The 13031-nt window shown below is 61.1% G+C and carries 12 protein-coding genes; 2 read left to right on the top strand and 10 right to left on the bottom strand.

What is annotated here, in order from left to right:
• Positions 1 to 43: 43 nt before the first annotated feature.
• From purD to aroQ, 9 genes are all read right to left on the bottom strand, one after another.
• On the bottom strand, positions 44 to 1330 hold the full coding sequence (purD, locus tag Q668_RS04280; protein WP_022988373.1) for a phosphoribosylamine--glycine ligase: 1287 nt from the start codon (positions 1328 to 1330) through the stop codon (positions 44 to 46).
• A gap of 22 nt (positions 1331 to 1352) precedes the next feature.
• A complete protein-coding gene (gene purH, locus Q668_RS04275) occupies positions 1353 to 2933 on the bottom strand; it encodes a bifunctional phosphoribosylaminoimidazolecarboxamide formyltransferase/IMP cyclohydrolase (protein ID WP_022988372.1) in 1581 nt (526 codons plus the stop codon).
• Between the two features lie 23 nt (positions 2934 to 2956).
• Positions 2957 to 3274, bottom strand: coding sequence for a DNA-binding transcriptional regulator Fis (gene fis / locus Q668_RS04270; RefSeq protein WP_022988371.1), 318 nt, complete (start codon positions 3272 to 3274; stop codon positions 2957 to 2959).
• A complete protein-coding gene (gene dusB, locus Q668_RS04265; protein ID WP_022988370.1) occupies positions 3271 to 4269 on the bottom strand; it encodes a tRNA dihydrouridine synthase DusB in 999 nt (332 codons plus the stop codon). The genes fis and dusB overlap by 4 nt, the downstream gene beginning before the upstream one ends.
• Positions 4270 to 4480: 211 nt before the next feature.
• The gene (locus Q668_RS04260; RefSeq protein WP_022988369.1) at positions 4481 to 5635 is read right to left on the bottom strand and encodes a DUF3426 domain-containing protein; all 1155 of its coding nucleotides are present in this window, start codon (positions 5633 to 5635) and stop codon (positions 4481 to 4483) included.
• A gap of 84 nt (positions 5636 to 5719) precedes the next feature.
• The gene (gene prmA, locus Q668_RS04255) at positions 5720 to 6616 is read right to left on the bottom strand and encodes a 50S ribosomal protein L11 methyltransferase (protein ID WP_036219133.1); all 897 of its coding nucleotides are present in this window, start codon (positions 6614 to 6616) and stop codon (positions 5720 to 5722) included.
• A gap of 2 nt (positions 6617 to 6618) precedes the next feature.
• Entirely contained in the window at positions 6619 to 7965 is a 1347-nt protein-coding gene (gene accC / locus Q668_RS04250; protein ID WP_022988367.1) for an acetyl-CoA carboxylase biotin carboxylase subunit, read from the bottom strand.
• Between the two features lie 18 nt (positions 7966 to 7983).
• Complete coding sequence (gene accB, locus Q668_RS04245; RefSeq protein WP_022988366.1) at positions 7984 to 8448, bottom strand: acetyl-CoA carboxylase biotin carboxyl carrier protein; 465 nt, start codon at positions 8446 to 8448, stop codon at positions 7984 to 7986.
• A 26-nt stretch (positions 8449 to 8474) separates the two neighbouring features.
• On the bottom strand, positions 8475 to 8915 hold the full coding sequence (gene aroQ / locus Q668_RS04240) for a type II 3-dehydroquinate dehydratase (protein WP_022988365.1): 441 nt from the start codon (positions 8913 to 8915) through the stop codon (positions 8475 to 8477).
• On the opposite strand from aroQ, the gene Q668_RS04235 reads away from it, so the two are divergent.
• Positions 8905 to 9090, top strand: coding sequence for a hypothetical protein (locus tag Q668_RS04235; protein ID WP_022988364.1), 186 nt, complete (start codon positions 8905 to 8907; stop codon positions 9088 to 9090). The two genes, aroQ and Q668_RS04235, sit on opposite strands and share 11 nt — an antisense overlap.
• Positions 9091 to 9211: 121 nt before the next feature.
• Here the strand turns inward: Q668_RS04235 and Q668_RS04230 are convergent, their stop codons facing one another.
• Positions 9212 to 10822: a diguanylate cyclase gene (locus Q668_RS04230; protein ID WP_022988363.1), complete on the bottom strand. Its 1611-nt coding sequence runs from the start codon at positions 10820 to 10822 to the stop codon at positions 9212 to 9214.
• Positions 10823 to 11026: 204 nt separating this feature from the next.
• On the opposite strand from Q668_RS04230, the gene Q668_RS04225 reads away from it, so the two are divergent.
• Positions 11027 to 13012 carry an EAL domain-containing protein gene (locus Q668_RS04225; protein WP_022988362.1) on the top strand — a complete coding sequence of 662 codons (1986 nt, stop codon included), beginning with the start codon at positions 11027 to 11029 and terminating at the stop codon, positions 13010 to 13012.
• Positions 13013 to 13031: the final 19 nt, after the last annotated feature.

Genomic DNA, 13031 nt, shown 5'->3' with positions numbered 1-13031 from the left:
GTCAATGACCGGGCTGACAGCTTTAACGGGCAAAGCCTGAAACTCAGCCTTGCTCCCGGGCAATGGCCCGGTAGGCAATGTCGTTACGGTAGAACATGCCGTTCCAGCTGATTTTCTTCGCCAGCGCATAGGCCCGTTGCTGGGCTTCGGTCACAGTGTTGCCCAAGGCGGTGGCGCAGAGTACGCGGCCGCCGGCGGTGACAACGTCGTCGCCGTTAAGCTTGGTGCCGGCGTGGAACACCTTCTCGCCTTCGGTTTCACTTTCCGGCAGGCCAGAGATCACATCACCCTTGCTGTAGTCGGCAGGGTAGCCGCCGGCAGCCAGCACGATGCCCACAGAGGCGCGGTCGTCCCACTCGGAATTGCACGCATCCAGCTTGCCATCCACGGCCGCCTGGCACAGCTCAACCATGTCAGACTTCATGCGCAGCATGATCGGCTGGGTTTCCGGGTCGCCGAAGCGGCAGTTGAACTCGATCACCTTCGGCGCACCGTTGGCATCGATCATCAGGCCGGCATACAGGAAGCCCTTGTAGGGATGACCTTCAGCCGCCATGCCGTTGACGGTGGGGTAGATCACCTCGTCCATGATGCGCTGGTGCACATCGGCCGTGACCACCGGGGCAGGAGAGTAGGCACCCATGCCGCCGGTGTTGGGGCCGGTGTCGCCGTCGCCTACGCGCTTGTGGTCCTGGGAGGTAGCCATGGCCAGCACGTTCTTGCCGTCGACCATCACGATGAACGAGGCTTCTTCGCCGTCCAGGAATTCTTCCACCACCACGCGGCTGCCGGCATCACCGAAGGCATTGCCCGCGAGCATATCGCGGATAGCATCTTCGGCTTCTTCCAGGGTCATGGCCACGATCACGCCTTTACCGGCGGCCAGGCCGTCGGCCTTGACCACAATTGGCGCACCCTTTTCACGCACGTAGGCGAGGGCTTCGTCTACATCGGTGAAGTTGGCGTAGTCGGCGGTCGGGATCTTCTGGCGGGCCAGGAAGTCCTTGGTGAAGGCCTTGGAGCCTTCCAGCTGGGCCGCACCGGCACTGGGGCCGAAGATGCGCAGGCCGCGGGCTTCAAACTTGTCGACCACGCCTGCCACCAGCGGCGCTTCCGGGCCGACGATGGTCAGGCCGACGTTGTTTTGCTCGGCAAAGTTGGCCAGGCCGTCCAGGTCCATCACGTCCAGGTCGACGTTCTCCAGGTTCGGTTCCCGGGCGGTACCGGCGTTACCCGGTGCAACAAACACCTTGTCTGCCTGCGGAGACTGGGCTGCTTTCCACGCCAGGGCGTGTTCGCGCCCGCCACTGCCAATAACCAGAATGTTCATGTGCTGCTCCTGAATACGTTGATCAGTGACGGAAATGGCGCATGCCGGTGAAGACCATGGCAATGCCATGCTCGTTGGCGGCGTCGATCACTTCCTGGTCGCGCATGGAACCGCCCGGCTGGATGACCGCAGTAATACCGGCTTCAGCTGCCGCATCAATGCCATCACGGAACGGGAAGAACGCGTCTGAGGCCATCACGGAACCCTTCACTTCCAGGCTTTCGTCCGCCGCCTTGATACCGGCAATCTTCGCACTGTAGACGCGACTCATCTGGCCTGCGCCCACGCCGATGGTGCGGCCTGCCCTGGCGTAGACGATGGCGTTGGATTTCACGTACTTGGCCACTTCCCAGGCGAACAGCAGGTCGTTCAGCTCTTCTTCGGTGGGCTGGCGCTCGGTAACCACTTTCACGTCTTCCATAGCGACCATGCCCAGGTCACGGTCCTGGACCAGCAGGCCGCCGGTTACGCGCTTGTAGTCCATGGTCTGGGCGCGTTCGCCGTCGAATTCGCCGCAGGCCAGAAGGCGTACGTTCTTCTTGGCAGCAACAATCTCGACCGCTTCCGGAGCCACGCTCGGGGCAATGATGACTTCCACAAACTGGCGATCCACGATGGCCTTGGCAGTCGCCGCATCCAGTTCCCGGTTAAAGGCGATGATGCCGCCAAAGGCGGACGTGGGGTCGGTGGCAAAGGCCAGGTCGTAGGCCTGCAGGATGTCGGCACCGATGGCCACACCACAGGGGTTGGCGTGCTTGACGATGACACAGGCCGGGTCGGCGAACGGTTTGACGCATTCCAGGGCGGCGTCGGTGTCGGCCACGTTGTTGTAACTCAGTTCCTTGCCCTGCAACTGCTTGGCGGTGGCCACGCAGGCTTCTTTCGGGTTGCGCTCGGCGTAGAAGGCGGCGCGCTGGTGCGGGTTCTCGCCGTAACGCATGTCCTGAACCTTCACGAACTGGGCGTTGAAGGTGCGGGGGAAGTCGGTGTTGTCGTTGTCCGGGGTACGGCCGCCCAGGTAATTGGCGATGGCACCGTCGTAACCGGCGGTGTGCTCGAAGGCTTTTACCGCCAGGTCGAAGCGGGTGCTGTAGGTCAGCTGGCCGTCGTTGCCGTCCAGTTCTTTCAGAACCCGGCTGTAGTCGGAAGCGTTCACCACGATGGCCACATCGTTGTGGTTCTTGGCCGCAGCGCGAACCATGGTGGGGCCGCCGATGTCGATGTTCTCGATGGCAGTCGGCAGGTCACAGTCCGGATTCGCCACGGTCTCTTCGAACGGATACAGGTTCACCACCACCATGTCGATGGGGTTGATGCCGTGTTCGCCCATGATGGCATCATCGGTGCCGCGACGGCCCAGAATGCCACCGTGAATCTTCGGGTGCAGGGTTTTTACCCGGCCATCCATCATCTCGGGAAAACCGGTGTAGTCGGACACTTCGGTGACCGGTACGTTGTTTTCCTGAAGCAGGCGGAAGGTACCGCCGGTGGACAGCAGCTCAACGCCGCGTTCAGTCAGGGCTCGGCCGAAATCGACGATGCCGGTTTTATCACTTACGCTGATCAGGGCGCGACGGACGGGGGTGTTTGCCTGGTTTGCCATGGTGACTGCCTTCCTTTATCAGATTAAAGCAGACCGTACTGCTTGAGTTTCTTGCGCAGGGTGCCGCGGTTCAGGCCAAGCATGGTGGAGGCCTTGGTCTGGTTGTTGCGGGTGTACTTCATTACCTGCTCCAGCAGGGGCGCTTCCACTTCTGACAGCACCAGCTGGTACACGTCAGAAACCGGTGCGCCGTCCAGCTGCGTGAAGTAGTTTTTCAGGGCCACTTCCACGCTGTCACGCAGGGTGACACTGTTGCCGCTATTATTTACCGTGTGCAACTGATGGACATCATCGTTGGCCGGGGTGCCCAGGTTGTCGTTTGCCAAAGTCTCAGCGGTCATGCTGCGAATACCTCTCCATTTCGTAAGCCTGCAAAGTACTGTTCGATGCTGTCTTTCTGCTCCAGCGCATCTTCGATGCCGTTGAAGCGTGTTCGGAACTGTTTGTTCTCGTCGTGGGACTGCAGATACCAGCCCACATGCTTTCTGGCGATACGCACACCCATTTTCTCGCCGTAGAAGCTGTGCAGTTCGGCCAGGTGCTCCGACAGAATCTGCTCGACTTCATCCAGCGGTGGCTCAGCCAGGTGTGTGCCGGTTTCCAGGTAGTGCAGAATCTCCCGGAAGATCCATGGCCGGCCCTGTGCCCCACGGCCAATCAGCAGGCCGTCTGCGCCGGTGTGCGCGAGCACCTGCCGGGCTTTTTCCGGCGTGGTGATGTCGCCGTTGGCGAACACCGGAATACCCACGCTGGCTTTTACCGCGGCGATGGTGTCGTATTCGGCGTTTCCGTTGTATTTGTCTGCCCGGGTGCGGCCATGCACCGCCAGTGCCTGGATGCCGGCGTCTTCGGCCATGCGGGCGATCACCGGTGCGTTGCGGTTGTCCCGGTCCCAGCCGGTGCGCATTTTCAGGGTGACCGGTATATCCACGGCGGCCACAACGGCCTCGAGGATTTCCCGCACCAGTTTTTCATCTTTCATCAGGGCAGAACCGGCGGCCTTGTTACAGACCTTTTTGGCCGGGCAGCCCATGTTGATGTCGATGATCTGGGCACCAAACTCGGCATTTTGCCGGGCGGCATCCGCCAGCATCTCAGGGTCGCCGCCGGCGATCTGTACCGAGCGGGGTTCCGGTTCACCCTGATGGTTCAGGCGGGTGCGCGATTTGCGCGTATGCCAGAGCTTGCTGTCTGCTATGACCATTTCCGATACCGCCAGACCAGCTCCCATTCGGCGGCAAAGCTGCCGGAAAGGGCGATCCGTTACGCCGGCCATGGGCGCAACAATAAGCGGGTTGGGCAGGGTGTACGGCCCGATTTTTGCCGTTGGCAGCATGATCTGAGTCCGTGTCACAGCGGGTTAAGCAAGGTTCGGTGGAGCGGTTGGTTAATTTCTGACCGCTCCGGTCTCCGAAGGGCGGTAATGATACCGCCGGGGGCACATCGATTGAAGGGGCGAAAGCAGGAAAAAATTGATTATTTTTCGTGCTTTCTGGTTGACTTTTGCGCTGTCAACTGTGCGTCGGCATGGCGGTTGTCCGGCGCTGTCAGGGGGATGCCGGCCGGAAACCCAGATTGTAGTTAACCGCGTCGCGGCCGGGGTCGCGAATGCTGATGGCGATGCGAACCGGTGTTTCCACTGGCATGGCATTCAGCCCGGAGGCTTCGCCGGCCAGGTATTCATCGGGGGAAAACACACTCTGGGCCACCACGTCGCCGTTAAGGTTCGAGAAGGTCAGGGCGATGGCCGGGAACGGCTGTTCAAAGCCTGCCCGGTTGAGGATAACCGCATCGACAATCAGCTGGGTCCGGTTTTCCGGATCGGTGCGTACCACCAGCTTCCGGCTCTGGATGGCGTCCACATCCACCAGGGGCTTGAGCTGGCAGCCGGCAAGTTCACAGCCTTTCTCGTAGAACGGGCGCAACTGGGGGATGGCAGACAGTCGGTCAAACTGGAACCAGGTAACCTGGGCCACCAGAACGCCAATCAGCACCAGTACCACCAGTGTCCAAAGGGCTGTGCGCAGGCCGCCACGGCCACCACCCACGGATACCGGGTCTCGGCGCAGGTCCTGGTACAGGTTGTCCGGCTGGAACGGTTTGGCCGGGCGGCTGGTGACAGGATCGCCCACCCGGTCGTCATCGGCAGTCAGCGGCGGTTCATCATCGGCCCGGGGTTGCGCCGGTTCGGGCTCCGGCTCAACTTTCAGAAGTTCAGGTTCAGGTTCAGGTTCAGGTTCAGGCTCCGGTTCGGTTTCAGGCTTGCCTTCCTGCCCGGGCTCCACCTCTTCAAGCATGGCTTCTGCCCAGCTTTCGTCTACCTGGTGGTTGTCGTGATCGTCTGAGTCGTCCCGGAAGCCCGGGGCATCGGGTTCATCCACATCCCGGAAGCTGTCGCTGAGCTCGTCCTCATCGAAGGTGAGCTTGCTGCCGGCGTAGCGGCCTTCAGTGGCGTCTTCTTCGGGGTTGTCGGCAAACACAAACTCGTCTTCGCCAAAACCGACATCTGCGGGTTCTTGCGGCTTTTCCTCGGGGGGCGTGGCAATCGTCCCGCTTTCAGTCACCCGGTGTTCCAGGGCGTTGAACACGTTCATGCAGCTGCCGCAACGTACCTTGCCCCCGGCTACGCCGAGCTGTTCGTCGGTTACCCGGAAACGGGTTTCGCATTGGGGGCACTGGGTCTGCAGGCTGCTCTGGGTCATGCTTCGGTCCTGAAAGCGGGATCGCTAGGTCATTGCATTTGGGTCAGTACGAGTCAGGCAGTTTAGTCATAAACGCCTGGGCCGTCATCTGTCCCTGCGCCGTCCTGTGAGGCGTATCCAGTCTTCTTTCTGTTCCGGCTCGTCCATGATGAACCAGGGCTCGTAGGCGTCCATCACTTCCCGGGCCTGGTTGAACAGAATGCCGGACAGTACCAGGTGGCCACCGGGCCTGGTCAGTTCTGCCAGCCTCGGCGCCAGGCCAATCAGCGGCTGGGCCAGGATGTTGGCCAGCATTACGTCCGCCTGGGTGTCGGGGTCCTGTCCGGGCAGGTAGAGGTCCAGGCGGTTGTCTTCCACGCCGTTACGGCGGGCGTTGTCGCGGCTGGCTTCCAGGGCTTGCGGGTCTGTATCCACGCCAATCACATGGTCCGCACCCAGCAGCAGGGCGGCCAGGCCCAGGATGCCGGAGCCACAGCCGTAGTCGGTTACCTGTTTGCCGGCAACATCCTGGCCGTCGAGCCATTCCAGGCACAGGGCGGTGGTGGGGTGGGTGCCGGTGCCGAAGGCCAGGCCGGGGTCCAGCAACAGGTTGGCGGCATCGGGGTCTGGCGCCTCGTGCCAGCTGGGCACAATCCACAGGCGTTCACCGAACTGCAGCGGGTGGAAATCGTCCATCCAGGCCCGTTCCCAGTCCTTGTCTTCCACCAGTGTGACTTCAATCTCGGCCAGGGACTGCTGGGTTTGCTGGTGCCAGGCGTCGCGGATATCCGCTAACAGCTGTTCGATGTTGCGATCAGACTGGAACAGGCCGGTAACGGTGGTCTGGCTCCAGAGGGGAGTGGTGCCCGGATCGGGCTCGTACAGGGGCTGGTCGGCTGCGTCTTCCATGGAAACGGCGTCTGCGCCCATTTCCATTAACAGATCCTCCAGCTGATCCGCAGTATCCGGATCAGCTGGAATCTGGAGTTGTATCCAGGGCATGGTTAATCCCGCATCAGTTTCTCGAGGTAGTGGATGGTGAAGTCTACCTGTTTAAAGCCACCATCGCGTACCAGTTTTCGATGCAGGGGTTGATTGGTCTTGATGCCCTCGACCAGCATTTCGTCCAGCGCGTTCTTCATACGCCGGCGGGCGATTTCCCGGTCGTCGCCCCAGGTGATCAGCTTGGCCACCAGGGAATCGTAGTACGGCGGTACGGTGTAGCCGCTGTACAGGTGCGAATCCACACGGATGCCGTTGCCGCCGGGAGCGTGGAAGTGTTTCACCTTGCCCGGGCTGGGCACGAAGGTTTGCGGGTCTTCGGCATTGATCCGGCACTCGATGGCGTGGCCGGAAATATGGATTTCGTCCTGGCTGTACTGCAGCGGCAGGCCGCTGGCAATGCGCAGCTGCTCACGCACGATATCCACGCCGGTGACCATCTCGGAAACCGGATGCTCAACCTGTACCCGGGTGTTCATTTCAATGAAATAGAACTCGCCGTCCTGGTACAGGAACTCGAAGGTGCCGGCGCCCACGTAACCGATTTCCTTACAGGCATCCACGCAGGCCTTGAGGGTGCGCTCCCGGGATTCCGGGTTGATGTTCGGAGCCGGTGCTTCCTCGATCACCTTCTGGTTGCGGCGCTGCATGGAGCAGTCCCGGTCGCCCAGGTGAATCACGTTACCGTGCATATCCGCCAGTACCTGGACTTCCACGTGGCGTGGAGTTTCCAGGAACTTCTCCAGATAGACGGTGGGATCGCCGAAGGCGTTCTTGGCTTCGGTCTGGGTAATCTGCACCGCTTTCAGCAGGGCGGCTTCAGAGTGCACCACCTGCATGCCGCGACCACCACCGCCGGAAGCGGCCTTGATCATCACCGGGTAGCCGATCTGCTTCGCCAGCTTGAGGGTACGCTCGTCGTCGTCCGTCAGCGGGCCGTCGGAGCCGGGTACGGTTGGTACGCCTGCCTTCTTCATGGCTTCGATGGCGGAGACCTTGTTACCCATCAGGCGAATGGTTTCCGCCCGGGGGCCGATGAAGCGGAAGCCGCTTTTCTCGACCTGCTCGGCAAAGTCGGCGTTCTCCGCCAAAAAGCCGTAGCCCGGGTGGATGCCCACGGAATCGGTCACCTCAGCAGCGCTGATGATGGTGGGAATGTTCAGGTAGCTTTCTGTGGGGCTGTTCGGGCCAATGCAGACAGATTCGTCTGCAAGGCGCACGTGCATCAGGTCGCGGTCGACCTGCGAGTGCACGGCAACCGTCTTGATGCCCAGCTCCTTGCACGCGCGGAGAATGCGCAGGGCAATTTCACCGCGGTTTGCGATCAGAACTTTTTCTAACATGGCCATGGTTAGCAATCACCGAATTCAGGAAATGACGACCAGGGGCTGGTCAAACTCAACCGGCTGGCCATTTTCGACCAGGATTTCGGTAATGGTACCGGCCTTGTCGGCTTCGATCTGGTTCATCATCTTCATGGCTTCAACGATGCAAATCACGTCGCCAGCATTCACGGTCTGGCCCACTTCAACGAATGCAGCAGCCGTGGGTGAGGGTGAACGATAGAAGGTGCCAACCATCGGAGACTTCACGGTATGGCCTCTCGGTGCAGCCGGGGCAGCAGCTTCTGCAGCCGGTGCTGCTTCAGCTACGGGCGCCGGTGCCTGGGGCGCCTGCGGTGCGGCGTAGTGGCTTACATAATGGCCACCGGCAGCTGCCTGCTCGCGACGGCGGGAAATGCGTACCGAGTCGTCGCCTTCGTGAATCTCCAGCTCTTCGACATCAGACTCTTCGAGCAGCTCGATCAGTTTCTTGATTTTGCGAATATCCATAACTGTTTCAGTCCCGTTTTACTGGTCTATCGGTGAATTCGTTGCAGGGCAGCCTGCAGTGCCAGGTCATAGCCCTGGCTGCCCAGCCCGCAGATAACGCCTACGGCGATATCCGAAAAGTACGAGTGATGGCGGAAAGGCTCCCGCGCATGCACGTTGGAAAGATGCACTTCAATAAACGGAATCCCGGATGCCAGCATGGCGTCACGCAGCGCCACGCTGGTGTGGGTGAAGGCGGCCGGATTGATAATGATGAAATCCACGCCTTCGGCCCGGGCTTCGTGCACCCGCTCGATCAGCTCATATTCCGCGTTCGATTGCAGGTGCAGGAGATGATGGCCCTTGTCTGCCGCTTTCTCGCGCAACCGGTCATCGATATCGGCCAGGGTCTCATAGCCATATACCTCGGGCTCACGGGTGCCGAGCATGTTGAGGTTGGGGCCATGGAGCACAAGTATGGTCGACATGGTAATTTTGCCTTGGTGTTATTTGAACAGGATCGCCGAAGATAACGGCACGTTACCGGAATGGTGCGTGCTTGTTAGCCTCGGATCAACACTTTTTGACAATCTTCCTGCTGCCGGATTGATCCTGAAAAAAGCTTACACAGCAATGACCGGCGGTGCGATGACATTTCGTTGATGGCCTCAATTGTCGGCCATGGTTGCCAAAGCGGCTATTCGACATTGGTTTCATGGGCCGGGCAGGGCGCCCGGCCCGGAAGTTCAGAGGCTGGAGCGATTCTCCAGCCTGGAGGGAGGGCTCAGGAGGCCAGGCTGATCTGGTTGCGGCCGTGTTCTTTCGAGCGATACAGGGCCTTGTCGGCCCGTTCGCACAGTGTCTGGGCACTGTCGCCCTGCCAGTCGGCAACGCCGCAGCTGAACGACACCCGGAACTCCTGTTCGCCGGCCTGCTGCTGCAGCTCGGAGAAGCGCTGGCGGATTTCGTCGAGCACGTTCTGCGCATCCCGGGCGGAGGTGTTGGGCAGGATCACCGCAAACTCCTCACCGCCGTAGCGGCCGATGTGGTCGGTTTTGCGCAGGCGCTGTTTCAGGAACATGGACAGGCTGCGCAGTATGCGGTCGCCGATGGGGTGGCCGTAGGTGTCGTTGACCTTCTTGAACTCGTCAATATCGATCATGGCAAAGGCCAGCGGCTGGTCTTTTTGTCTCGCCCTGACAATTTCCTGTTCCAGCAGGTAAAGGGTGTGGGTGTGGTTGTACAGGCCGGTCAGGCTGTCGCGAATCATCAGTGCCAGCAGCGAGCGGGCCCGGCGGCCCCGGTTGTGGATGGTTGCCACCAGGTGTTTCGGGTCAATCGGCTTGGTCAGAAAATCGTCGCCGCCCAGGCTCATGGCCTGCAGTTGCTTGTTAACGTCTTCCTCGGCTGACAGGTAGATGATCGGCACGCTGTGGAACTTGTCCTGCTGGCGGATAACCCGGGCGATCTCGGTGCCGGTGCAGCCGGGCATATACATGTCGAGAATGATGATCTCCGGAGAGAACTCGTCCAGGGCATTGATGATCTGCATCGGGTCGGTGATGACATGGGCGTTCATGCCGGCCCGCTTGAGCACCGTCTCCATGAATTTCGCCTGGGCCCGGGAGTCGTCCAGTACCAGCACCTTGTAGGGCTCGCTGGAATTGCCGTTGCAGTAGGTTTCGATTTTCTCGATCAGCTGGCCCGGGTCTACGGCCGGGTAAAAGAATTCCTCTCCGCCACAGCGGGATGCCCGCAACCGGGTTTCAATGGTGCCATCGTCTTCGCTGACGAAGATAATCGGGATGGGAGTCTCGTGCCGGGCCTGTAACTGCTCTACGGTGCTGATACCCGCCAGGGCGGATCCGCCGAAGTTCACATCCATCAGGATGGTTTCCGGCTTGCTCTGGTTGCAGGCCTCGACCAGCTCCCGGGCGGTGGCGAAGGCGGCGGCCCGGAACCCGAAAAATTCCAGCTGGCGGATCAGCCGGTTGGCGGTTTCACTGTTGTCCAGGGCAATGTAGACCGGGGTGCGACGGTATTGCTGCGGTGCCTGACCCGTGGCCTGGTCGGAGCGGCGCTGGGTGCTCTGGCACAGGCTGCCGGTGGCTTCCTGTAATTGCGCAGCCAGGTTGTCATCCAGGGCTGAGCCCGGCGCCCAGCTTGCCAGCAGTTGCAGGATGCGCTTGCCGGCAACGGCGTGGTCATTCATCTCGAAGCGCAGGGCGTAGCGCACCAGTTTGTCGGTGTCTGCGGCAAACAGCTCGCGGAGGCTTTCGGCCTGGCCCGGGTTCTCGCTGATCTTCTGCCAGGTATCCAGTACCACCCGGGCCTGGGTGGTTACACGGCGGGCGAAGTGTTGCCTGAGTTTTTCTTTCTGGCTCTCGTCGTTCATGGGGCTCCGGCCTGTGTCCTTTTTATGAAGATGCACCCGATCCGCAGGGGTAACTTTCTAACCTTAGTCGGTTTTCAGAGTCTATAGTGTTTAATGTTGTCGGCGTAGATTGCACACTGTAAATGTTTGTCAACTCTGCGGCACCGGTCACGGGCCGGTGATCACTGGAATCGTTCAGGCCAGCATGGCCGGGGCCGGGAAATCATGGCAAGGAAGCACACAAACACGTTCGCAGCCCAGCAGGGTGAAATCTCCCTGAGCAGCCTGCTGATCCTGTTCACCAGCGGTTTGTTGGTGATCATTCTTGCCGCCTCGTTTATCACCAGTTTCGGGTACTTCCGGGACTACGTGGTGGACCAGCTCACCGACCACGCCCTTGACGGAGCGACCGCTACCGGGCTTTCCCTCTCCAACGCGATTGACGGCTCAGACCCTGTGGCCTCGGCATCGCTGGTGGATGCGGTTTTTGACAGCGGCCGTTACCTGTCGGTGGAATACATCGGCCATGACGGACAGGTGATTGCGGGCCGGCGTATGCCGTTGAAGGGTGCGGCCGCTCCCGGCTGGTTTATTCGCCTGGCGGAGCTGCCGTTGCCGCAGGCGGAAGCGGAAGTGGTACGGGGCTGGTCGCGCCTGGGCAAGGTCAGGGTGGTCAGCCATCCGGGCCGCGCCTACGACGATCTGTGGCGTATAACCCTGGGCTTGCTGGTTAGCGTGCTGGTGATCGGCGGTGCGGGTCTGGTGGCCCTGTTTCTGTTGGTGCGCCGGTTACTGCGGCCACTGTCGGCGCTGGAGCAGCAGGCCCGGGCCTGGGGCCAGCGGGATTTCCGGAACCGGGTGCGCACCCGCTCCACCCGTGAGCTGAACCGCGTAACCGAAGCCATGAACCAGATGGCGGACGACCTGGAGCGTTTGTTTGTCGGTCAGGGCCGGCTTATCCAGCATTTGCGCAAAGTGAATAGTGAAGACCCGGTAACCGGGCTGGCCAGCCGCAGTTCCTTTGACCAGCGCCTGAAAGCGGAAATCATGTCGGAAGAAAAGTCGGCTCCCGGTGTGTTGGCCATGATCCGCCTGGCGGGCTTTGCCGATTACAACATGGCCTATGGCCGTGAAGAGGGCGACCAGTTACTGCGCCAGGTGGCCGGAAGCCTGGCCGGATTTACTGCCCGCCACCCGCAATCCTTTGCCGGGCGGCGCACCGGCGCGGAGTTTGTGGTGTTTCTGCCAGGAGCGCCGGCAGCCGACGCCCGGAACTGGCTTGAGCGGTTAATCCAGGAACTGGACAGTATCTATTGCGACCTGGCCTCGCCCATGGACACGGCCGTGCACGGAGGGCTGGCGGTGGCTTTGCCCGGGGCCGGGGTTCGTGACCTGCTGGCGGCGGCGGATGAAGGCTTGCGGGCGGCCCAGGAGAAGTGCGAATCCGGTTGCTGCCTGGAGCAGGCCGGGGCGGACAGCCATCTCACCATGGAATCCTGGCGCGACCTGCTGGCCGGCGCCATTGAATCCGGGAGCCTGTCATTGTCGCTGCAGCCAATGGTGACCTGTGAAGACGGTGCCCTGGCCCATTACCAGGCGTTTTCGCGCATTCCCGCGCCGGAGGGCGACATCAAGGCCGGGGTGTTTCTGCCCGTGGCCGAACGCCTGGGCCTGATTGCCGGCATTGACCGGTTGTTGCTGGCCCGGGTGCTGGCGATGCTGGAACAGACGCCGGACCAAACCCTGGCCATATCGCTGGGGGTCTCCTCCGTTGGTGATGACCGCTTCTGTGAAGACCTGCTGGAAGCGCTGATCCGGGCCGGGAACCGGGTGGCCAGGCTGTGGGTAGGCATTCCCGAACTGGCCCTGAACCATCATCGCAAAAAGGCTGGCCGGCTGGTTCGGGCGCTGGCGAAAATTGGCGTGCCGGTGATGGTGGATCGTTTCGGCGTTGGCGGGGTGCCGTTCAGCTATCTGAGAAATCTGCCTTTCCGGGGCATTCGTATCGACAACAGCTTTATCCACGACCTGGACAGCCACAGCGAGAACCGGTTCTGGGTGGAGTCGGTGATCGGCATTGCGCACAGCCGCGGCGTGCGGGTGTTCGCCACCGGAGTGGAAACCGAAGCGGAATACTCGGTAGTCTGTAAGCTGGGTATTGATGGCGCCATGGGATACCATCTGGGCAGGCCCTTCGGGGCAGACGAATAAGCAACGGGAGAACGGGAGA

Origin of the sequence: Marinobacter sp. ES-1 (assembly GCF_000475255.1) — a bacterium.
GTDB classification, from domain to species: Bacteria; Pseudomonadota; Gammaproteobacteria; order Pseudomonadales; family Oleiphilaceae; genus Marinobacter; species Marinobacter vinifirmus.
Note: the sequence above shows the minus strand (reverse complement) of the source record. Positions and strands in the feature narration are given on the sequence as shown.